The sequence below is a fragment of the Bradyrhizobium sp. LTSP857 genome (assembly GCF_000938285.1).
Classification (GTDB): Bacteria; Pseudomonadota; Alphaproteobacteria; order Rhizobiales; family Xanthobacteraceae; genus Bradyrhizobium.
The window spans coordinates 289,418-311,323 of the sequence record NZ_JYMS01000032.1 but is presented as its reverse complement, the minus strand read 5'-3'; the positions used below and the strand labels follow the sequence as shown (position 1 = coordinate 311,323).

Below are 21,906 nucleotides of genomic sequence, written 5' to 3'. Positions count from 1 at the left end.
GTTTCGGGATGGCAACGAAAATGTCGCCTATCCGCTTCCCGGACGATCCTGAGAGGATAGGCGTCAGAAAAAGGGTGGAGGAGACGATGAGGAAAATTCTTCTTGCCGGCATCGCCGTGGCGATGATGGCGACGCCGGCGTTGGCCGCGAACTACCGCTTCGTGATCGTGCCCAAGGCGATGAACAACCCGTTCTTCGACTTTGCGCGCGATGGCTGCCAGAAGCGCGCCAAGGAGCTTGGCAATATCGAGTGCATCTACAAGGGGCCGGTCGAGCATGAGCCGGCCACACAGGCGCAGATCATCCAGGACTTCGTCACCCAGAAGGTCGACGGGCTTGCGATCTCGGTCGCCGACGTCGCAGCCATGACCAAGACGATCGAGGCGGCAACTGCGGCCGGCATCCCCGTCATCACGTTTGACGCTGACGCGCCGGGCTCCAAACGCATCGCCTACATCGGCACCAACAACAAGGAGTTCGGCGTCGCGCTCGGCAAGCAATTGCTCAAGCTTCGGCCCGACGGCGGCAAATACGCCATGGTCTCGGGCGGCCCGGGCGCAAAGAACCTCGCCGAGCGCGTCGATGGCGTCCGCGAGGCGCTGAAGGGATCGAAATGGACCGAGGTCGCGGGCTCTCCGACCTTCTGCAATGACGATCCCGCGCTCGCGGTTCAGCAGATGACCGACGTGCGCACCGCGACGCCCGACCTCGCCGCAATCGTCCCTGTCGGCGGCTGGCCGATGTTCGCGCCCGAGGGCTTCAAGGCTTTTGCCTCCAGGTCCAAGAAGGACATCGACAGCGGTAAGTTCACCCTCGTCGTCGCCGATACGCTGAAGATGCAGCTCGAGCTGCTGCGCGACGGCTATGCCAATGCGCTGGTCGGCCAGCGTCCGTTCGAGATGGGCGAGAAGGCGATGGACACGCTGCTCGCCATCAAGAAGGGCGAGAAGGTGCCGGAGATCGTCTACACCGGCCTCGATCTCGTGACCAAGGACAACGTCGCGCAGATGTTGAAATAGCAGATGTTGAAATAGGAGTGTCGCCAGCCCCACACTCCTATGCTCTCTCCCGCTTGCGGCGTTCGCAGGCGGGAGAGACACTGGCTTCTGGAAGGAATGGGAATGAAACGATCGCGGCTCGGCTCACTCGACGTCACCTCAATCGGTCTCGGTTCCGCGCCGCTCGGCGGTCTGTTCGCACCGGTCAGCGATGCCGATGCGGAGTCGACCATCGCGCAGGGCTGGTCGGCCGGCATCCGCTTCTACGACACCGCGCCGCTCTATGGCTTTGGCCTGGCGGAACGGCGGCTGGGCGCTTTCTTGCGGCGACAGCCGCGCGAATCCTACGCCATCTCGACCAAGGTCGGTCGCCTGCTGCGAGCGCCCGACGGCACTGCTGCCGAGGACGATCATTACAAGGGCACGTCGCGCGAGCGGCCGGTGTTCGACTTCAGCTATGACGGCGTGATGCGCTCGGTCGAGGAGAGCCTGATGCGCCTCGGGCTCGACCGCGTCGATGTCCTGCTCGTGCACGATCCGGACGATCACTATGACGACGCCGTTACCGGCGCCTTCCGCGCGCTTCAGCGCCTGCGCGCCGACGGCACGGTCAAGGCGATAGGCTCAGGCATGAACCAGTCGGAGATGCTTGTGCGCTTCGCGGAGGCCGTGCCGGTCGATTGCTTCCTGCTCGCCGGCCGCTACACGCTGCTCGACCAGGGCGCGCTGGACGCACTGTTTCCGGTCTGCCGCGAGAAGAACATCGGCATCCTGCTCGGCGGCATCTACAACAGCGGTATCCTTGCCAATCCGCATACGGGCGCAAAGTTCAACTATCAGGACGCCGATGCGGTGCTCGTTGCGCGCGCGCTCGCGCTCGACGAGCTCTGCCGCAAGCACGGCACCGAGCTGAAGGCGGCCGCGCTCCAGTTCTGCATGGCCCATCCGGCCGTGACCGTCGCTGTGATGGGCGCGCGCAACGCCGCCGAGGTCGCCGACAACATCGCGATGTCGGAGAAGGTGGTTCCGTCGGCCTTCTGGCAGGAGCTGCGCGCGCGAAAACTCGTCGACGTGCGGGCGCCGTTGCCTGGCGGAGCGTGAGCCATGATCATCGACGGCCACCAGCATTTCTGGGATCCCACGCGCGCCGACTATCCCTGGATGGATGCGCCTGAACTCACGCCGATTCGCCGCGCCTTCGGCCCCGCCGATCTCGCGCCGCTGTTGAAAGCGAACGGCATCGAGGCGAGCATCCTGGTGCAATGCCGCTCCGCGCTGGAGGAGACCGAGGAATTTTTGCGGATCGCGCGTGCCACGCCTTCGGTCATCGGTGTGGTCGGCTGGGTCGATCTGACCAGCGGCTCGCTTGGCGACACGCTCGACCGCCTGCGAGCCCTGCCGGGCGGCGAAAAGCTCGTCGGCATTCGCCACCAGGTTCACGACGAGCCCGATCCCGACTGGCTGTTGCGCACGGATGTCCAGCGCGGCTTCGAGGCAGTGTTCACCCGCGATCTCGCCTACGACTTCCTCGTCCGCACCCGCGAGCTGCCGGCCGCGATCGCGACCGCAAAAGCCTTTCCCCAAGCACGCTTCGTCCTCGACCATGCCGCAAAACCGCCGATCGCCGATGGCTGGAGTACGGAATGGGCCGATCGCATCGCCGCACTCGCGGCCCGCGGCAATGTCTGGTGCAAGATCTCGGGGCTGGCGACCGAAGCAAAATGGAATGATTGGGATGCGGAACGGCTGTTTCCATTCGTCGCGCATGTGGCGAAGTGCTTTGGCGAGGATCGCCTGATCTTCGGCTCGGATTGGCCGGTTTGTTTGCTCGCGGGCAGTTACGGCGAGATCAAGAGTGCGCTGGAGGCGTGCCTGACAAAGCTCGGAGCGAGCGTGCGCGACAAAGCGTTTGGCGTGAATGCGAAGGTCGCGTATCGGTTGGTGGGCTGAATAAGCCGAGCAAGCGCCTAATCAAAGGTGTCGTCCCGGCGAAGGCCGGGACCCATAACCACAGGGAGTAATTTGACGAAGACCAGTCGTTCGGTACTCCCACCGCGCGCAATGGATGAATCACGCGGTATGGGTCCCGGCCTTCGCCGGGACGACGGCTGTGATTGAGGAGGCAGTACGCCCCTCACACCCCCGCGGGCACCTGATCCAGAAATCCCGTGATGCTCTTGATGCGGCCGCCCTTCAGCACGGCGAAATCGGTGCCCTTGATCGGGCTGTCGACACCATCAGGGCCGAGGCCCCAGGAAAAACGCACATTGTCGCCGTAGCCGTTGGGCTCGCCGATCAGCTTGAACTTGAACGCGGGAAAACGCTGCTGCACGCCGGCGATCAGTGCGTCGACGCCGTCATAGCCGTCGCCGTTCATCAGGGGATCGACATAGCTCGCATCCGCGGTCCAGTTCTCGGTGAGCAATTCGCGCCGGCGATTTTGTGCGCGCTCGTTCCAGAGATCGATGTAGCGGCGGGCGATGGCGATGGGATCGGTCATGATGCTCTCCTTCGATGGTGCCGTTTGGTTCGGCTGACGGTGACTATCGAAGGTTTGCGCGCGCCGATCGATTACCTCTGAGGTCATGCGCATGATCCGGGAAAGTGTGAAGCGGTTTCCCGATAAGATCATGCGCCAAAAAGATATCTGAAGCGCGATGATATTTTATCGCGCTTCAGGCGCGCGCTAATCGTGCGCGAAATTACTTCGCTGCGGTGACCATGATCTCGACGGTGTATTGTGGCGCCGCGAGCTTGGCTTCGACGGTGGCGCGGGCCGGGGTGTTGCCGGCCGACACCCAGCCGTCCCACACCGCGTTCATTTCCTGGAACGTCTTCATGTCGGTGATGTAGATCGTGGCCGACAGCAGCTTCGACTTGTCGGTGCCGGCCTTGGCGAGATGGCCATCGATCGTCGCCAGGATGTCCTGGGTCTGCTTGGTCACGCTTTCGCCGGCGGCGTTGTTGGCGACGACACCGGCGAGATAGACGGTGTTGCCGTGCACGACGACCTGGCTCATGCGCGGGCCGGTTTCAAAACGCTGAATGCTCATTGGGATCTCCTGTAAATGGCGGCCCTGTCTAGCGCAGCGGCTTGCGCTGAGCCACCCCCGGCACGCATGCGTTGCCCGGCACGCATGCGTCGCCGGCTATGCATGCGTGGCGCTTCACGGAAACTGGCTGAAGAACGCCCAGATCGTCTCGGCGCCGTCGATGTCGCCGTTCTGGGGGCCGAGCAGGCTGGCCGCGAGTTTTGGGAAATGCGCGTCGGGAAACAGCCCGGGCATGCGATGTCCGCCATTGTTGACACGGTAGAGCACGACGTCATGCCCGGTCGGGCAATGCGAGGAAATTCGCGTGACCGTGGACTGGTCCGCGGGGTTCTTGTCGGGGAGATCGGTCACCGCCGCATCGTTTGTATCGCAACCATTGATGTTGCGCCAGAACGCCAGCGTCTTTGTGGTCGACCAGAACCCATCGGCGGCAAAATAGCTTGCGCCGCGGCCACCCTCGTAGGGGATCAGCGGATCGACCGTGCCGTTCATCATCAGCATCGGCAGCGGCCGCGACGGATGGCAGGCCGCAGCCGATTCGTCGGTGAGGTTCATGACCGCGCTCGCCCCGGCTGCAAACAGGTCGGCGCGCGCACAGACGAGCGTCATGGTCATGGCGCCGCCATTGGAGATGCCGGTGACATAGACGCGCTTTGCGTCCGCAGTCCCGTCGGCCACCAGCTTCTCGACCAGCTTGGCGATGAAGGCGACGTCATCGGTGCCCTCCGGCGGGCCGCGGCTGGCGCGTCGCTCCTCGGGCCGTGCATCGGCCCAGGCATTGTTCAGCCCATCGGGATAGACGACCGCGAAGCCGTCGCGTTTGGCGATCAGCGGCCATGCGGTCCGCGTGATCATGTCGGCGCCACGCTGGGTCTTGCCGTGCAGCACGATCACCAGCGGTGCGGGCCGTGCCGCCGGCAATTGCACAACATACGAGCGCTTTACGCCGTTGATCTCGATCGTGTCGGCGGATGTCGGCGCTGCGGCGAATAGCCCCGCGACGATTATTCCGACGCGCATCCACCACCGCATGATTTATCCCACCGCTTTCGCTGCCGCGCGGCCGGCATTGCGGCCGGAGAACAGGCAGCCGCCGAGGAAGGTGCCCTCCAGCGAGCGATAACCGTGCACGCCGCCGCCGCCGAAACCCGCGGCTTCGCCGACGGCGTAGAGCCCATGGATGATCTGGCCTTCCTCGCCGAACACGCGCGAGTCGAGGTCGGTCTCGAAGCCGCCGAGCGTCTTGCGGGTGAGGATGTTGAGCTTGACTGCGATCAGCGGCCCCTGCGCGGGATCGAGGATGCGGTGCGGGGACGCGGTGCGGATCAGTCTGTCGCCGATATAGCGCCGCGCATTGTGGATGTTCATCACCTGCGCGTCCTTGACGTAGGGATTGGCGATCTCGCGGTCGCGCGCTTCGATCTGCATCCTCACCTCATCAAGCCTCAGCAGGTCGTTGCCGGCGAGCTTGTTCATCTCCGCAACAAGATCCTCGATCTTGTCGCGCACGATGAAGTCGACACCATGGCGCTTGAACGCCTCGACCGGCGCCGGCGCGCCCTTGTTGGTGGCGCGGCGCAAGGTCATGCGCCAGCTCTTGCCCGTGAGATCGGGATTCTGCTCCGAGCCCGACAGCGCAAACTCTTTCTTGATGATGCTCTGGGTCAGGATGAACCAGGAATAATCATAGCCGGTCGACATGATGTATTGGAGCTGGCCGAGCGTGTCGGAGCCGGGAAACAGCGGCGCCGGCAGCCGCGCGCCGGTGGCGTCGAACCACATCGAGGACGGGCCGGGCAGGATGCGGATGCCGTGGCGCGGCCAGATCGGCGACCAGTTCTGAATGCCCTCGACATAATGCCACATGCGGTCGCGGTTGATCAGCCGCGCGCCGGCCTTTTCCGTGATGCCGATCATGCGCCCGTCGACATGTTCGGGCACGCCGGAGATCATGAACTTTGGCGGCGCGCCGAGCCGCTTTGGCCAGTTTTGCCGCACCAGATCATGATTGCCGCCGATGCCGCCGGAGGCGACGATCACGGCCTGCGCGTTGAGCGCAAACTCGCCGACGACATTGCGCGACGAGCTCTTGCCGCGCTCGGCATTGTCGGGCGCGAGAATGGCGCCGCTGACGCCATCGACTGTTCCGTTGGTGATGGAGAGCGCATCGACGCGATGGCGGAATTTGAAGATTAGCCGTCCGCTCTTGGCCGCTTCGCGCGCGCGGCGCTCGAACGGCTCGACGATGCCGGGCCCGGTGCCCCAGGTGACGTGAAAGCGCGGCACCGAATTGCCGTGGCCCATCGCGTCATAGCCGCCCCGCTCGGCCCAGCCGACCACGGGAAAGATACGATGGCCCATCGCGCGCAGCCAGTCGCGTTTCTCGCCCGCCGCGAACGCCACATAGGCCTCGGCCCATTTGCGTGGCCAGAAGTCATCGTCGCGGTCGAAGCCGGCAGTGCCGAGCCAATCCTGCATCGCGAGCGCGAAGGAGTCCTTGATGCCAAGCCGGCGCTGTTCCGGCGAATTGACCAGAAACAATCCGCCGAACGACCAGAACGCCTGGCCGCCGAGCGACTGCTCGCCCTCCTGGTCGACCACGATGACGCGCTTGCCGGCGTCCGCGAGCTCGGTCGCCGCCACCAGTCCCGATAGTCCTGCGCCGACAACGATGACGTCCGCCTGCTCAGCCATGTATTCCCCCCTCCATAAGTTCCCCCCTGTAGTTGTCCGGATTGAAGCCAGCGGTTGCAACTGAGATCAAGGGCTTGTCGCGTAAGACATCGTTAACTTGTTCCAGTTTGGGACCGAGGTTTGGGACCAAGGGCTGCCAAGGGCTGCAAAGTGCAGCGCGGACGCAACACTGGATTTGAATTTGTTTTGAGCGAGCCGGCGCGCCTAGACAAAACCTTGGTTACGACAGACGCTAGCGGCGCATCACCACCTGAGACGCAGATTCGAATTTCGACTGGGGCGGGGGATAATGAAGCTTCTGACGGGGTTGCTTACGGCGGTTGTTCTGATCGCTTGTATGGGGGCTTCTCACGCCGTGGTCCGGATTGCGGATGATCGCGGTGGCCGGATCGGGACCTACGTCGACAAATACCAGGACCTGCGCCAGTCCGGCGACACCGTCATCATCGACGGTCTCTGCGCCTCGGCCTGCACCATCGTCCTCGGCGCCATTCCTCACGACCGCATCTGCGTCACCTCGCACGCGACGCTCGGCTTCCATGCGGCCTGGGATTTCGGCACCAACGGCCGCGCCGTGACCAATGCCGAGGCGACCCAGATGCTCTACGCGATGTATCCCTCGCAGGTGAAACGCTGGATCAACCAGCGCGGCGGTCTCACCCCGCACATGCTGTTTCTGAAGGGCAGGCAGCTCCAGTCCATGTACAAGCCCTGCTATCTCGACGCGCAGGCTTCGGCGGTCAAGCCGTCGCGCGGGTCTCTCCCGCAAGCGGAACAGCTTGAGTCCGCCCGGGGCCAGCTCCTTCACTGACATCCTCAGCATGACGGGATCCCTTTGGCCCGCCGGCGGCGCCTTGCCCGCAGGCGGCCCAAAGCCTATCTGAAAGGCAGGGAACCGGGGCCTTCGCTCCGATCATTGTCATGGTTCAACCACTGCACCCCGCCCATCCGATACAGGACAATTCGCCCACTGCCGGCCGGATGCCGTCCGTGCTGCTGTTGGCCGGCGCAGGCGTCGGCGTGCTCGCCGTGATCGGCGCGCTCGCGCTCTGGTTCCACTACGGCAGCCAGGTGTTCTTCGAAATGATCAGGACCGGCTTTGCCGCCTGCTTCTGACCCGCGACAGGAAATTTTCCGCTCATGAACTCCACCGCCCGTCCGCTGGTGATCGCGACCGCCTTCGCCGCAAGCCTCGTCGTCGGTCTGCTCGTGTTGTTCTGGGCCATGGGCGGGGTGAGCAAGGTGGCGCAGCCCGCCGCGATCGGCGGCCCGTTCCAGCTCACCGACCAGAACGGCAAAGCCGTTACCGACAAGGACCTCAAGGGCAAGCCGACCCTGATCTTCTTCGGCTACACCCATTGCCCCGACGTCTGCCCGACCTCGCTGTTCGAGATCTCGGAAGTGTTGCGCGCGATGGGCAAGGATGCCGACAAGGTCAACGCCGTCTTCATCTCGGTCGATCCCGAGCGCGATACGCAGGCCGCGATGAAGGACTATTTGTCGAGCTTCGACCCGCATCTCGAAGGCCTCAGCGGCGATCCCGCCGAGACCGCCAAGGTGATCACTTCCTACCGGGTCTATGCCAAGAAGGTCCCGATGAAGGACGGCGACTACACCATGGATCACACCGCGCTGATCTATTTGATGGACCGCGATGCCCGCTTCGTCTCGCCGTTCAACCTGAAGCGGAGCCCGGAAGAGGCCGCGACCGAGCTGAAGCGGTATCTCTGAACTCCCTGGTTAACCGCAATCGGCGCTCGCGTTCCCGGCCGGATGGTCTATAAGGCCCTCCGATCCCAATGAAATTCGTTCATTTCCCGCCGATGGCCCCGTCGCGACAGGCAAAATCGTCCAAATCCGCTTGTGGCCTCCTGACGGGGCTGGTCGTCAGCGCTTGCCTGCTGGCAGTCGCGCCGTGCGCGAAAGCGCAGATCCCGGCCAAGCAGCCTCCGGCGGCTCCGCAAGCCGCGCCTCAGGTGGCCCCTCAAGCCGCCCCGCAGGCGGTGCCCGGCTTCTGGGACCCGCGGCGGCGTCCGGAGCGGCCGGACCTGTCGCGCCTGACCGTGATCCGCTTCCTGACCGAGACCGACTATCCGCCGTTCAACTATACCGGTGCCGACGGCAATCCGGCCGGCTTCAACGTCGATTTCGCCCGCGCGCTCTGCGAGGAGATCAAGGTCACCTGCACCGTGCAGATGCGCCGCTTCGAGACGCTGGTCGATGCGCTCGCCTCGAACCGGGGCGACGCCATCATCGCCTCGATGGCGGTGAGCCCGCAGCTCCGCGCGCGTGTCGACTTCACCGATCCCTACTATCGCGTGCCGGCGCGCTTCGCCTCGCGCAAGGACGCGGTGATGCCGGAGATCCGTCCCGAATTGCTCGAGGGCAAGAAGGTCGGCGTCATCGCGGGCTCCGCACACGAGGCGTATCTCAAGGCAATGTTCACCGACGCCGAGCTGCACGGCTATCCCAATGACGACGCCATGCGCGCCGCTCTGCGCAAGGGCGAGGTCGATTTCATCTTCGGCGACGCCATCTCGCTCGCGTTCTGGATCAACGGCACGGATTCCGGCGATTGCTGCGCCTTCTCCGGCGGCCCCTTCGTCGAGAGCCGCTTCTTCGGCGAGGGTATCGGCATCGCTGTCCGCAAGGGCAACGACGTGCTGCGCCAGGCCCTGAACTGGGCCATGTTCCGCGTCTGGGAAAAAGGCCGCTACACCGATTTGTGGCTGCGGTATTTTTCGGTGAGCCCGTTTTAGCTTCTTCGCTGCGTCCTCCACCGTCATTGCGAGGAGCGCAGCTGCCGTAGGGTGGGCAAAGGCGCGTGAGCGCCGTGCCCACCATCTATCCGCTTCGCTCAACGTTGGTGGGCACGCTTCGCTTTGCCCACCCTACGATTCCGCAATAGTTGCCCAGCACCTTTTGCATTCTGCCCGGAAATCGCTATTTTCCGCGGCCCGGAGGCCCCTTGATGTCTGTTATCGATCCCAGCATGAGCCCGAGCGATCTTCGTGCGCTCGCCGAACAATCCAACGCCTGGCCGTTCGAGCAGGCGAAGGCCATTGTCGGGCGGCTGAAGAAAAGCCCGAAGGACGAGGTGCTGTTCGAGACCGGCTATGGCCCGTCCGGCCTGCCGCATATCGGCACCTTCGGCGAGGTCTCGCGCACCTCGATGGTGCGCCACGCCTTCCGCGTGCTCACCGAGGACAAGATCAAGACGCGTCTGCTCGCCTTCTCCGACGACATGGACGGCTTCCGCAAGGTGCCGGACAACGTGCCGAACAAGGATATGCTGGCGCAATATCTCGGGCGTCCGCTCACCGCCGTGCCTGACCCGTTCTCGAACGAATATCCTTCGTTCGGCGCTGCTAATAACGCGCGCTTGCGCGCGTTTCTGGATCATTTCGGCTTCGACTATGAGTTCGCGAGCTCGACCGATTATTACAAGTCGGGCCGTTTCGATGCGACGCTGCTGAAAATGCTCGCGGCCTACGATCAGGTCATGGCGATCATCCTGCCGACGCTGGGACCGGATCGCCGCGCGACCTATTCGCCGTTCCTGCCGATCAGCAAGACCACGGGTGTGGTGCTGCAGGTGCCGATGATCCGCCGCGACGTGAACGCGGGCACGATCACCTATGTCGATCCGGACAGCGGCGAGGAAGTCGAAACGCCCGTCACCGGCGGAAATGTAAAATGCCAGTGGAAGGCCGACTGGGCGATGCGCTGGGTCGCGCTCGGCGTCGACTACGAGATGGCCGGCAAGGACCTGATCGATTCGGTGAAGCTGTCCGGTGCGATCGCGAGGGCGCTCGGCGCCACGCCGCCCGAAGGCTTCAACTACGAGCTCTTCCTCGACGAGAAGGGCCAGAAGATCTCGAAGTCGAAGGGCAACGGCCTCACCATCGACGAATGGCTGCGCTACGCCTCGCCGGAATCGCTGTCGCTGTTCATGTACCGCGAGCCGAAGGCGGCGAAGCGGCTGTACTTCGACGTCATCCCGCGCAACGTCGACGACTATCAGCAATTCAGCGACGGCTTTGCCAAGCAGGATGGCAAGCAGCAGCTCGGCAATCCCGTTTGGCACATCCATAGCGGCCATCCGCCGAAGGCCGACATGCCCGTCACCTTCCAGCTGCTCTTGACGCTGGTGTCGTCGTCGAATGCGGAGAATGCCGAGACGCTGTGGGGATTCATCGGTCGCTATCGTTCCGGCGTGAGCCCGCAGACGCATCCGAAGCTCGATGCGATGGTCGGCTACGCCATCAACTATTATCGCGACTTCGTGGCGCCGACGAAGCAGTTCCGCCAACCGACCGATGTTGAGCGCGCCGCGTTGCAGGATCTGCGCGACGCGCTGTCTCAGCTGCCGCAGGAATCCTCGGCCGAAGACATCCAGAACGTCGTCTACGAGATCGGCCGCCGCGAGCCGTTCCTCGACCAGGTCAAGAAGGGCAAGGATGGCCGGCCCGGCGTGACGCTGGACTGGTTCAACATGCTCTACCAGGTGCTGCTCGGCCAGGAAAAAGGCCCGCGCTTCGGCTCGTTTGTTGCGGTGTATGGCGTGCAGAACGCGGTGAACATGATCGACGGCGCACTGGCAAGGAGTGCTTAGCCGCATCCTCACTGTCATCGTCCGCGAAGGCGGACGATCCAGTATTCCAGAGGCGGCTGCGATTGAATCGAGACGCCGCGGCGTACTGGATTCCCCGCTTTCGCGGGGAATGACAGCGGAGCAAGCTCACTGACTCGCCCAAACAATCCGCGCCACCCACGCCACCTCGCTCGCCGCCATCGTCCGTTCGGCCTGCGTCGCACCCAGCGGCTGTAGCTCAAGCGCCTTCGCGGTGCGGCGCTTCAGCGTCGCGACCGTCACCTCGCCAGCTCTGGTCTTCACCACCACGCGATCGCCCTTGCGGATCGGTGTGCCCGGCGACACCAGGATGACGTCGCCGTCGCGATAGGCCGGCGCCAGCGCATCGCCGGAAATCTCCAGCGCAAAGGTGTGGCTGTCCTCGGCGGTGGGAAGCGCGACTTCGGTCCAGCCCTTGCCGGACGGAAAGCCGGACTCGTCGAACGCACCGCTCGCGCCGGCCAGCGCGAAGCCGAGCAGCGGCACCGAGCGGCCATCGCCTGCGCCGTCGCCGATCAGCCTCACAAAGGTCTCCATGGACGAATCGGCCGCCGCCAGCGCCTTCGCGATCGATTCGGTCGAGGGCCAGCGCTCGCGGCCGTCGGAGGTAACCCGCTTGGACTTGTTGAAGGTGGTGGGATCGAGCCCGGCGCGCTTGGCGAGGCCGGACGGCGACAAGCCGGCACGCTCCGCCAGCCGATCCAGTGCGACCCAGATCTGGTCGTGAGAGAGCATCCTCTGCGCTTTGGCCTGTCTGACCATGGAAGGTCCAGCCCGTCGCAACTCAGGAAAACTATCCTCAAATCAACCGGTTTTCCGTTTTCCGTGCAAGGGCCGATAGGCCCGAGCGTTTTCAAGCGAGGTGGATACCGGTTCGCGTCGAGAAAACGCGTCAAAACGGGAATTTAGAGCCCCGTTCCGATTTCATCGGAACGGAATAGGCTCTAACGCTTGAGTTCGGAAGGGGCCGCCTTTACGGTCGCGCCGGGTTTTAAGACCCGCGAGAGACGAAAAACCCCAAGAGACTCAAAGGGCTCCGCAAGCGGTGGTCAAGATCTACAAAATCTGTCCGGCCTCGGCCTGGCGCGAAGCGGAACGGCAGGGTGTCTACCGGGGCAGCGCCGACGATGCGCGCGACGGTTTCATTCATTTCTCGACTGCGCCCCAGGTTCCCGAGACCCTGCGAAAGCATTTTTTCGGGCAGCGCGCGCTATTCCTGGTCGAGGTCGACGACGAGGCGCTTGGAGCCGGCCTGCGCTGGGAGCGCTCGCGCAATGAGGAGCTGTTCCCGCATCTCTATGGCGAGCTCGATCTCGGCGCGGTGATTTCGGTGACGAACCTCAACATGCGCTCCGATGGTGGTCACGACATTCCGGAGCTTGTGCCGTGATCCGCGCCTTTGACGCCTTCTCGCTGCCGGTGCTGCGCTGGCTCGATCCGGAGGATGCGCATCGCCTCGCGATCCAGGGCCTGCGTTTCCTGCCGCCGGGCAAGCCGCGACCCGACGATCCCAAGCTCGCGGTGCGCGCGTTCGGGCTCAATTTTCCCAATCCGATCGGCATGGCCGCGGGCTTCGACAAGAGCGCCGAGGTGCCCGACGCGCTGCTGCGGCTCGGCTTCGGCTTCGTCGAGATCGGCTCGGTGACGCCAAAACCTCAGAGCGGCAATCCGCGGCCGCGGCTGTTCCGGCTCGAGCGCGACGAGGCCGTCATCAACCGCATGGGCTTCAACAATGACGGCGCGGACGTCGCGTTGCGCCGGCTCGCCGCGCGCGCGCAGCACGGCGGCCTCGTTGGCGTCAATGTCGGCGCCAACAAGGATTCGCCGGATCGCGTCGCCGATTACGTCAAGCTGATCGAGACCTTTGCGCCGGTCGCGAGCTATTTCACCGTCAACGTCTCCTCGCCGAACACGCCGGGCCTGCGCAATTTGCAGGAAGGCGCTCTGCTCGACGATCTCCTGGCAAAGGTGATCGACGCGCGCGAACGGGTGCGCCAGAAGGCCGGCGACACGCCGGTGCTGCTGAAGATCGCACCGGACCTCAGCCTGGCCCAGCTTGACGACGTTGTGCAGGTCGCGCGCTCGCGCCGGGTCGACGGCATGATCGTGTCGAACACGACGATCGCGCGGCCGAACACGCTGCGCGAGGAAATGCGCGCCAAGGAACAGGGCGGCCTGTCCGGGCGGCCGCTGCTCCGCCTGTCGACGCGGATGGTCGCGGAGACCTATGTGCGCGTCGAGGGCGCATTCCCGCTGATCGGCGTTGGTGGTGTGGACTCCGGTGGTGCAGCGCTGACAAAAATCCGCGCTGGTGCCAGCCTGATCCAGCTCTATTCGTCGCTGGTCTACAAGGGCCTCGGCTTGGTCGAGGAGATCAAGCGCGACCTCACCTCGACGCTGCTGCGCACGGGCCGGGATTCGCTGTCGGAGATCGTCGGCGCGGATGCGGCGACACTGACGGCGGAAGACTGGCCGGGGATGTAAGGCACCGCCGCGTAGCCCGGATGGAGCGCAGCGCAATCCGGGAATCTGGCTGCGAGCTCAAAGGCCCCGGATTACGCTGCGCTGCATCCGGGCTACGGCTGCAGCGCGTCCGGGACACGATCGTTAGATTTTCGGAAACGTCGCCCGAAACAGCGCCGGATAGCGCGCGCCCTGCAAGCCGCCGCGCGCGACATAGAACGCGATCAACGCCCACCACAGTCCGGCATTGCCGAACGATTGCAGTGCCCACCACACCCCCAGGAAGATCGCGAGCGAAGCCAGCATCAAATTGCGCATCTCGCGCGCCCAGGTCGCGCCGACATAGATGCCGTCGAAGCCGAAGGCGAACACGCCGGGCACAGGCGCGAGCACGATGAACACCAGGAAGTCGCGCGCGGCCCCGCGGACGTCTTCGCTTGCGGTCATGACATTGATCAGTGCGGGGCCGAACAGGGCGAACAGCACCGAGACGACCAGCGCGAAGCCCAGCCCCCACAGCAACACTAGCCGCGTCGAATCGGCAAAACCTTTGGCGTCGCGCGCGCCAAAGGTGCGGCCGCAGAGCTGCTGCGCCGCATTGGCAAGGCCATCGAGGAAGAACGCGCTGACCAGCAGGAAATTGTTGAGCACGGAGTTCGCGGCCAGCGTGACGTCGCCGGCGCGCGCGCCCTTGGCGGTGAAGAACAGAAATACGGCGATCAACGCTGCGGTGCGGATCATGATGTCGGAGTTCACCGCCAGCATCCGCATCAGCTTCTCGCGGTCGAACAACGTCGCACGCGGGACTGCGAAGCCGCCCTCGGCATAGCGCCGGCAGACGGTCACGCCGAGCACGAAGCCGATCGTCTCCGACAGCAGCGCAGCGATCGCCGCACCGGCAATGCCGGTGTCGTAGACCAGCACGAGCACCAGGGTCGCCGCCGTGTTGATGAGGTTGATGACGATCTGAAGCAGCAGCGCCGGATTGGCGCGGGCCTGGCCGATCAGCCAGCCGAGGATGACGTAGTTGGCGAGGACCAGCGGCGACGACCAGATCCGGATCATGAAATAGGTTTTGGCGGCGCGCGTGACGCCCGCGCTGCCGCCCATCAGGTCGAACAGCACGGCGGTCAGCGGCAATTGCAGTGCGATCAGCGCGGCGCCGATCAGGCCTGCGACGATGAAGCCGCGCACCAGGATCGCGGTCAGCTCGCGCGCCTCGCCGGCGCCGAGCGCCTGCGCGGTGAAGGCGAGCGTGCTCATGCGCAGGAAACCGAACAGCCAGAACAGGCAGTCGAAGATCACCGAGGCCATCGCGACGCCGCCGAGCAGTGCGGCGTCGTCGAGCCGTCCGATCGCGGTGGTCGAGACCACGCCGATCAGTGGCGTGGTCAGGTTCGCGACCATCGCGGGCCCGGCGATGGCGAAGACCTGGCGGGAGCCGACCTTGGGATGAACGGGCGCGTGCATGTCAGAACACCAGCACCATGCCGTCTTCGGCGGCGAGGTGCGGGATATCGTCGAGGCGCGACAGCACATCGTCGCTCATATGGGTGAGGACGAGGCGCTTGGCGCCGATCTCGGGCAAATGCTGTTCCAAGGTCTTCAGGCTGAGATGGTTCTTGACCACCTTCTCGTACATGTAGGCTTCTGCAATGAAAAGGTCGGCGCCATGCGCCAGCGGAATGAGCGTCTCCGTCCATTCGGTATCGGCGCTGTAGGCGAGGATGCGGCCTTCGGCCTCGACGCGATAGCCGAGAAAGGGACCACCGGATTCGCCGTGCACGACCGGGTAGGGCGTCACCGTCACCGCGCCGAAGCTCTGGCTTTGCTCCGGTGCGAGCTCGACGACGGAGAGGTCAAAACCGCGCTTCCGCTTGGTGGAGTGCTCGAACAGCGCCTCCATCACCTCACGCAGCCGAGCCTCGATGCCTTGCGGGCCGGCGATCGTGAGCGGCTGCGTCCGCCGCGCAAACTGCGCCTCGATCAGGAAGAAGGGCAGCCCGGCAAAATGGTCGCCATGGAAATGCGTGATCAGGATCAGGTCGATGGCGTCGCGCTCGATCTCGAGCCGCTTCAGTGCCGGGAGCGAAGAGGCGCCGCAATCGATCAGGAAATTGGCGTCGCGCCCCGACACGTGGAAGCAGGTATTGAACCTGCCGCCCGAGCCGAAGGCGTCGCCGCAGCCGACAAAGCGCAATTGCATCGGCTGCTTGGCTCCGTGAGGGGTTAGCGCCGCGGCGTGCCGAAGACGCGCATCAGCAGCCAGATCGGGATCACGATGACCGCGCCGAGCAGGAAGTAGCGCCACAGCCAGTTGACGGTATCGAAGCCGAGATCCCACAACCGCTGGAACAGCAGGCGTATGCTGTAGATGATGTTCCAGGGATCGAAGCCGACCGCCGCCAAGACGACGCCGACCAGGATCGAGAGCAGGACCAGGCGAAACGCGACCGCCAGCGGCGAGCCGCCGAGAAAGCGGTTCAGGCCATCGCTGCGGCCGGCCGGCAAATCTCTGACGTCTTGGACCATCTCAAACTCCTCAGGCGGATTCGACCCCATTATAGGGCACGGCGAGGCACATGGGGAACCCGCAACGGGGCGTCAATCGGCTTACGGGATTTTAATTCTGGCAAGCATATGCCGCGGGCTGGCTGCAACCTCTCCCGCTTGCGGGAGAGGTCGCGCCGAAGGCGCGGGTGAGGGTTCTCTCCTCTTGGGGATTCCCAATGCGGAGACACCCTCTCCCGCAAGCGGGAGAGGGAGCGCACCGACGTCGTGGCCGTCATCGAGCCATCACGCCTCGACCTCAGCCGTCTCCCCCTTCAGCATCTTTTCCAACGTTTCCAGCCGATCGGCCTCCCGCGGCGGCTTGTCCCAGCGTAAGCGGCTGATGCGGGGGAAGCGCATGGCGACGCCGGATTTGTGCCGCGGTGAGCGTTGAAGGCCCTCGAAGGCGACTTCCAGCACCAGCCCCTTGTCCGCCTCGTGCACGACATGTCGGACGGGACCGAATTTTTCCGTGGTGTTGCGGCGAACGAAGCGGTCGATCTGCAAAAGCTCCTCGTCGGTGAAGCCAAAATAGGCCTTGCCGACCGGGACCAGCTCGTCGCCACTTTCACCCGCGGTCCAGACACCAAAGGTGTAGTCGGAATAGAAGGACGAGCGCTTGCCGTGGCCGCGCTGCGCATACATCAGCACGGCGTCGATGATGTGCGGATCGCGCTTCCACTTCCACCACTGGCCCTTCGGCCGTCCCGGCAGGTATGGCGCATCGCGTCGCTTCAGCATCACGCCTTCGACCGCATCGGCATCCTCGCCGGCACCCGAGCTCGCCGGATCGGCGCGCGCGGCGGTGAGCGCATCCCAGCTTTCGAAGGGGACGGTGGGCGAGAGATCAATGCGGGGATCGTCGAGTTTCCCGATGAAGGTCTCCAATCGCTCGCGCCGCTCGGCGAACGGCAATTCGCGCAGATCGTTCGCATCGTCGCCGAGCAGATCGTAGGCGCGCAGATGGATCGGGAATTCCTTGATCAGCTTCGGTGAGACGATCTTGCGGTTGAGCCGTTGCTGGAGAACGTTGAAGCTCTGCACGCGGCCTTCGCGCAGGATCAAAAGCTCGCCGTCGATCGCACCGGGCAGGCGCAGCGACGGCACCAGGTCCGGAAAGCTCCCCGTGATGTCCTCGCCGGTGCGCGAATAGAGCCGCGCCGTGATTTTGTCGTGCTCGTCGCGGCCCGCAACCGCCTGCACGCGGATGCCGTCCCATTTCCATTCGGCGACGTAGTCGGCGGGATCGAGGTTTCGGAAGTCGGTGTCCTCGATGGCATGCGCCAGCATCACGGGACGGAATGGCGCGGGATCGCGATTGACGGGCTTTTCGCCGCGCCCTTCGAGCCACGCGAACAGGTCGAGATAGGGCGGGCTGAGGCCGGGCCAGATCAGCTCGACCTCATGCGGATCCTTGTTGCCGAGCGCCGCGGCTGCGGTCTTCGCCAGCCGCGCGGAGATGCCGATGCGCAAGCTCCCGGTGACGAGTTTGAGCAGCGCCCAGCGGCCGGTCTCATCGAGTTCGTCGAGCCAGCGTTCGAGTTGTCTTGGTAGCTCAGTCTTGCCGAGGGTGCGGAGCGTGGTGACGACTTCAGTGAGGGTTGGAGGAGGTGGGTTGTTGTGGTTGCGAGAGTGGGTGGACTCATCAGCATCTCGCCCGCGGTACCCCTCTCCCTGCCCCTCCCCCGCAAGGGGGGAGGGAACGGAGAGAGTTGTGCCCCCATCACTCGCGGGATCACGATCAGTCGTCGATCTCGTCTGCCGCTGCACGCGCAACTGCGCTCCCTCCCCCCTTGCGGGGGAGGGCGGGGGAGAGGGGTGGCCCGGAAAAGACTCGTCATGACGAGGCACCCGCCTCGGCCACATCAGCGCGACCGTCTCCGAGAGGTCGCCGACATAGTCATAGGACAATCCAAACAGCACCGGGTCAGTCCGCGACGCGATCAAATCGCGGATCAGCGCCGGCTTGGCGTGCTTGAAGCTGAGTGCGCCGGTCAGCGCGGCCAGCGCATAACCGCGATCGGGATCGCCGACCTCGCGGAAATAGCCGGTGATCAGCCGCAGCTTGTTGTTGCGGCCGGGCTCGTAGGCGAGGCGGTCCAGCAATTCGGCGAAGCGGTTCATGCCTCGGCCTCGTCTTGAAGCGGCGTCTCGCTCTCTCCCTCGTCGCCATAGCCGACGAGATCGAGCGGCTTTGCCCGCAAGCCCTTGCTTTGGCACCAATGCACCAGCGCATCTTCCTGACCGTGGGTCACCCAGATCTCGCCGGCGCCGGTAGCAGTGATGGTCGCGGTGAGGCCGTCCCAGTCGGCATGATCGGAGATCACCAGCGGCAATTCGATGCCGCGCTGCCGCGCACGGGCGCGCACGCGCATCCAGCCGGAGGCGAAGGCGGTGATGGGATCGGGAAAGCGCCGGGTCCAGAGATCCGATGTCGCAGACGGCGGCGCGAGCGTGATGGTGCCGGCGAGCGCCGCCTTCTTCACGCCCATCACCGGCCGCAAATCGCCAAGCGCGATGCCGCGGCTCTGATAGTACTGCGTGATCTTCTCCATCGCGCCATGCAGGTAGATCGGCGCATCGTAGCCGGCCTGCCGCAGTAGCGCGATCACGCGCTGGGCCTTGCCAAGCGAATAGGCGCCGACGAGATGCGCGCGCTCCGGAAACAGCGCGACGGAGGCGAGCAGCTTCTTCACTTCGTTGGCGGCATCCCCATGCCGGAACACCGGCAGGCCGAAGGTGGCCTCGGTGATGAAGACGTCGCAGGTGACGAGTTCGAACGGCGTGCAGGTCGGGTCTGGCGCGTCCTTGTAGTCGCCGGAGGCGACGATGCAAATATCCTTGGCTGTTACGGCGACCTGCGCCGAGCCGAGTACATGGCCGGCCGGGTGAAACTTGACGCTGACGTCGCCGAGCCGGATCTCCTCGCCATAGCGGATCGCCTGCGTCGTCCCGGCAAAATTCTCGCCATAGCGCAGCCGCATCATGTCCAGCGTTTCCTGCGTCGCCAGCACCGCGCCGTGGCCGGCGCGGGCATGGTCGGAATGGCCGTGGGTGATCACGGCCCGCTCCACGGGCCGGACGGGGTCGATATGGAAGCCGCCGGGCTTGCAGCAGAGGCCGCTCGCAACTGGCAGCAGGATGTCTTGCGGACGCATGCCTGTTATATAGGTTGCGCCATCGCGTCTTCGAGTCATCCGCCCGCTTCCCTCCCTGGTTCTCCAATGCCCTTGCGCCTGTTCCACTCCTCCGGCGATCTCATGGCCGACCGCCGTTTCGAGTTCGCGCGCGACCTCCAGCTCAAGGGCGATCTGCCCGCCGCCGCCGACCTGCTGGAGCAGGCGCTCGAGCTCGCACCCGATTTCACCTCCGCCTGGTTCACGCTTGGCGAAATCCGCAGCCAGCTCGGCGAGCGCGACAAGGCGATCGCGGCCTTTCGAAAATCGCGCGAGTCCGATCCCGACGACCAGCACGGCGCCCATTTGCATCTGATACGGCTCGGCGACGCGCAATTGTCCGAGATGCCCAAGGCCTATGTGCAGGCCTTGTTCGATCAATATGCACCGCGCTTCGAGCATGTGCTGATCAACGATCTCGACTACCGCGCCCCGTCCCTGATCTTCAAGGCGGTGGTGGCTGCGCGCGTCAGCGCGAAGAAGCCGGCTCTGTTCAAGCGCGCCATCGATCTCGGCTGCGGCACCGGGCTCGCGGCCGCTGCCTTCGCAAAGCAGGTCGATCGTTTCACCGGCATTGATCTGTCGCCCGGCATGATCAAGCAGGCGCGCGCCACAGGCCTCTACGCCGAGCTTGAAGTTGTCGACATGATCGAGGGCCTGCGCGGCAAGACTGACGCGAGCGCGGACATCGTCGTCGCGGCGGATGCATTCGTCTATCTCTCCGATCTCGCGCCGGTGCTGACTGAGGCCAAGCGCGTGCTCGCGCCCGGTGGCGTGCTCGCCTTCACGCTGGAGACGCATGACGGCGGTGGAATCGTTCTCGGCGAAGGGCTGCGCTATGCCCATTCCGCGGAATATGTGCGCGGCACCATGACGAAGGCCGGACTCAAGCTTCTGACATTGGAGCCGGCATCGCCACGCATCGAGAACAACGAGCCCGTGCGCGGCCTCGTCGTGGTCGCCGAGAAAACTTGAGTCTAGGCGCTAGCCCCGGGGCGATTTGAGCGTCATTGCGTCGCAAAGCGACGACTTCCCACTTGCGAGCCGTGCGGCGATGTCAGCACAATGCGCGCACCAGGGAGAAAACAACAATGACAAAGAATCCATCGCGGCGCGATGTCAGCGCCGCCGCGCTCGCCGCCATCACTGCATCCGTCCTGCCCGCGCCTTATGTCCGGGCTGCGGAGAAGAAATACGACGCCGGCGCCAGCGATACCGAGATCAAGATCGGGCAGACCGTGCCGCATTCCGGCCCAGGCTCGCTCTATGGCGTGTTGGGGCGCGTCGGCGAAGCCTATTTCCAGATGCTGAACGAGAAGGGCGGCATCAACGGACGCAAGGTCAAGTTCCTCACCATGGACGACGCCTACAGCGCGCCGAAATGCGTCGAGGCCACGCGGCGTCTGGTCGAGCAGGAGGAGGTGCTGGCGCTGTATGGTTCGCTCGGCACCGCGCCGCAGACGGCCGTACACAAATATCTCAATTCCAAGGGTGTGCCGCAGCTGCTGCTCAACACGGGCGCGTCGAAGTGGAACAATCCGAAAGAGTTCAAATGGACGATGGCGGGCCTGCCGCTTTATCCGACCGAAGCGCGCATCCTGGCGCGGCACGTCCTCAGCGTGAAGCCGAACGCCAAGGTCGGCATTCTCTACCAGAACGACGATTTCGGCCGCGACTTCCTCGGTCCGTTCAAGAAGGTGCTGGCCGATGCCGGCGGCACCGCGCAGGTGATCATGGAGCAGACCTACGATCTGACCGATCCGACCGTCGATTCCCAGCTCATCAATCTCTCGAAGTCGGGCGCCGACGTCTTCTACAACATCTCGACCGGCAAGGCGACGTCGCAGTCGATCCGCAAGGTCGCCGAGCTCGGCTGGAAGCCGTTGCAACTGCTGTCGGCCGGCTCGACCGGGAAGTCCATCCTCAACGCCGCCGGCCTCGAGAATGCCGTCGGGATCGTCGCCATCCGTTATTCCAAGGATGCCGGGCCCGGCCCCTGGGAGAATGACAAGGATGTGGTCGCATTCGATACGCTGCGCAAGAATTACCTGCCGAACATCGATCCCGACAACACCATCGCCTATGCCGGTTACGGCCAGGCGGTGACCATGGGCGAGATCTTGCGCCGCTGCGGCGACGAGCTTACGCGGGAGAACGTGCTGAAGCAGGCCGCGAACCTCAACGGCTTCCACTCGCCGTTCTTCCTCGACGGCGTCGACTACAACTACACGCCCGACGACTACACCCCGATGAAGACGTTGTTCATCTCAACTTTCAACGGCAAGGACTGGCAGGTCTCCGACAAGCCGGTGACGGAGTAGGGCGGGGAGCGCCGTAGG

Annotated in this window: 22 protein-coding genes; 12 read left to right on the top strand and 10 right to left on the bottom strand. The window is 64.5% G+C overall.

The window, feature by feature from the left end:
• The first annotated feature begins 86 nt into the window (after nt 1-86).
• The 3 genes from UP06_RS22240 (at nt 87) to UP06_RS22230 (ending at nt 2,948) form a co-directional block, all read left to right on the top strand.
• Complete coding sequence (locus UP06_RS22240; protein ID WP_045005811.1) at nt 87-1,019, top strand: sugar-binding protein; 933 nt, start codon at nt 87-89, stop codon at nt 1,017-1,019.
• 102 nt (nt 1,020-1,121) lie between these two features.
• The gene (locus UP06_RS22235) at nt 1,122-2,099 is read left to right on the top strand and encodes an aldo/keto reductase (protein ID WP_045005747.1); all 978 of its coding nucleotides are present in this window, start codon (nt 1,122-1,124) and stop codon (nt 2,097-2,099) included.
• A 3-nt stretch (nt 2,100-2,102) separates the two neighbouring features.
• Entirely contained in the window at nt 2,103-2,948 is an 846-nt protein-coding gene (locus UP06_RS22230) for an amidohydrolase family protein (RefSeq protein ID WP_045005745.1), read from the top strand.
• A gap of 184 nt (nt 2,949-3,132) precedes the next feature.
• Here UP06_RS22230 and UP06_RS22225 read toward each other — a convergent pair whose 3' ends face one another.
• From UP06_RS22225 to UP06_RS22210, 4 genes are all read right to left on the bottom strand, one after another.
• A complete protein-coding gene (locus UP06_RS22225; RefSeq protein ID WP_045005810.1) occupies nt 3,133-3,498 on the bottom strand; it encodes a nuclear transport factor 2 family protein in 366 nt (121 codons plus the stop codon).
• 202 nt (nt 3,499-3,700) lie between these two features.
• Nucleotides 3,701-4,051: a RidA family protein gene (locus UP06_RS22220; RefSeq protein ID WP_045005744.1), complete on the bottom strand. Its 351-nt coding sequence runs from the start codon at nt 4,049-4,051 to the stop codon at nt 3,701-3,703.
• A gap of 114 nt (nt 4,052-4,165) precedes the next feature.
• Nucleotides 4,166-5,083 (bottom strand): CE1 family esterase, encoded by a 918-nt coding sequence (locus UP06_RS22215; RefSeq protein ID WP_156163120.1) that lies wholly within the window; start codon nt 5,081-5,083, stop codon nt 4,166-4,168.
• Nucleotides 5,084-5,086: 3 nt separating this feature from the next.
• Nucleotides 5,087-6,745 (bottom strand): FAD-binding dehydrogenase, encoded by a 1,659-nt coding sequence (locus UP06_RS22210; protein ID WP_045005741.1) that lies wholly within the window; start codon nt 6,743-6,745, stop codon nt 5,087-5,089.
• A gap of 289 nt (nt 6,746-7,034) precedes the next feature.
• Between UP06_RS22210 and UP06_RS22205 the strand changes: the two genes are divergently transcribed.
• The 5 genes from UP06_RS22205 to UP06_RS22185 all read left to right on the top strand — a co-directional run bounded on the left by UP06_RS22205 (nt 7,035) and on the right by UP06_RS22185 (nt 11,360).
• Nucleotides 7,035-7,556 (top strand): Clp protease/crotonase-like domain-containing protein, encoded by a 522-nt coding sequence (locus UP06_RS22205; RefSeq protein ID WP_045005739.1) that lies wholly within the window; start codon nt 7,035-7,037, stop codon nt 7,554-7,556.
• 110 nt (nt 7,557-7,666) lie between these two features.
• Nucleotides 7,667-7,861 carry a hypothetical protein gene (locus UP06_RS22200; protein ID WP_045005737.1) on the top strand — a complete coding sequence of 65 codons (195 nt, stop codon included), beginning with the start codon at nt 7,667-7,669 and terminating at the stop codon, nt 7,859-7,861.
• 24 nt (nt 7,862-7,885) lie between these two features.
• Complete coding sequence (locus tag UP06_RS22195) at nt 7,886-8,476, top strand: SCO family protein (protein ID WP_045005734.1); 591 nt, start codon at nt 7,886-7,888, stop codon at nt 8,474-8,476.
• A gap of 92 nt (nt 8,477-8,568) precedes the next feature.
• Nucleotides 8,569-9,504, top strand: coding sequence for a transporter substrate-binding domain-containing protein (locus UP06_RS22190; protein ID WP_045005809.1), 936 nt, complete (start codon nt 8,569-8,571; stop codon nt 9,502-9,504).
• A gap of 212 nt (nt 9,505-9,716) precedes the next feature.
• Nucleotides 9,717-11,360, top strand: a complete 1,644-nt coding sequence (locus UP06_RS22185) for a lysine--tRNA ligase (RefSeq protein ID WP_045005733.1) — start codon at nt 9,717-9,719, stop codon at nt 11,358-11,360.
• 126 nt (nt 11,361-11,486) lie between these two features.
• Here UP06_RS22185 and UP06_RS22180 read toward each other — a convergent pair whose 3' ends face one another.
• The gene (locus UP06_RS22180) at nt 11,487-12,140 is read right to left on the bottom strand and encodes a S24 family peptidase (RefSeq protein ID WP_082081547.1); all 654 of its coding nucleotides are present in this window, start codon (nt 12,138-12,140) and stop codon (nt 11,487-11,489) included.
• Between the two features lie 283 nt (nt 12,141-12,423).
• On the opposite strand from UP06_RS22180, the gene UP06_RS22175 reads away from it, so the two are divergent.
• Entirely contained in the window at nt 12,424-12,768 is a 345-nt protein-coding gene (locus UP06_RS22175) for a DUF952 domain-containing protein (RefSeq protein ID WP_045005731.1), read from the top strand.
• Entirely contained in the window at nt 12,765-13,862 is a 1,098-nt protein-coding gene (locus UP06_RS22170) for a quinone-dependent dihydroorotate dehydrogenase (protein WP_045005730.1), read from the top strand. Before UP06_RS22175 ends, UP06_RS22170 begins: the two co-directional genes overlap by 4 nt.
• A gap of 123 nt (nt 13,863-13,985) precedes the next feature.
• Here UP06_RS22170 and UP06_RS22165 read toward each other — a convergent pair whose 3' ends face one another.
• The 5 genes from UP06_RS22165 to UP06_RS22145 form a co-directional block, all read right to left on the bottom strand.
• Complete coding sequence (locus UP06_RS22165; RefSeq protein ID WP_045005729.1) at nt 13,986-15,311, bottom strand: MATE family efflux transporter; 1,326 nt, start codon at nt 15,309-15,311, stop codon at nt 13,986-13,988.
• A 1-nt stretch (nt 15,312) separates the two neighbouring features.
• Nucleotides 15,313-16,047, bottom strand: coding sequence for an MBL fold metallo-hydrolase (locus UP06_RS22160; protein ID WP_045005728.1), 735 nt, complete (start codon nt 16,045-16,047; stop codon nt 15,313-15,315).
• 23 nt (nt 16,048-16,070) lie between these two features.
• Nucleotides 16,071-16,373 carry a DUF6460 domain-containing protein gene (locus UP06_RS22155; protein WP_045005807.1) on the bottom strand — a complete coding sequence of 101 codons (303 nt, stop codon included), beginning with the start codon at nt 16,371-16,373 and terminating at the stop codon, nt 16,071-16,073.
• A gap of 264 nt (nt 16,374-16,637) precedes the next feature.
• Nucleotides 16,638-18,515, bottom strand: a complete 1,878-nt coding sequence (locus UP06_RS22150) for an ATP-dependent DNA ligase (protein WP_045005727.1) — start codon at nt 18,513-18,515, stop codon at nt 16,638-16,640.
• Nucleotides 18,512-19,549 carry a ligase-associated DNA damage response exonuclease gene (locus UP06_RS22145; RefSeq protein WP_045005726.1) on the bottom strand — a complete coding sequence of 346 codons (1,038 nt, stop codon included), beginning with the start codon at nt 19,547-19,549 and terminating at the stop codon, nt 18,512-18,514. The genes UP06_RS22150 and UP06_RS22145 overlap by 4 nt, the downstream gene beginning before the upstream one ends.
• Before the next feature lie 66 nt (nt 19,550-19,615).
• On the opposite strand from UP06_RS22145, the gene UP06_RS22140 reads away from it, so the two are divergent.
• Complete coding sequence (locus UP06_RS22140; RefSeq protein ID WP_045005725.1) at nt 19,616-20,542, top strand: class I SAM-dependent DNA methyltransferase; 927 nt, start codon at nt 19,616-19,618, stop codon at nt 20,540-20,542.
• Between the two features lie 116 nt (nt 20,543-20,658).
• Complete coding sequence (locus UP06_RS22135; RefSeq protein WP_045005724.1) at nt 20,659-21,888, top strand: ABC transporter substrate-binding protein; 1,230 nt, start codon at nt 20,659-20,661, stop codon at nt 21,886-21,888.
• Nucleotides 21,889-21,906 lie beyond the last annotated feature (18 nt).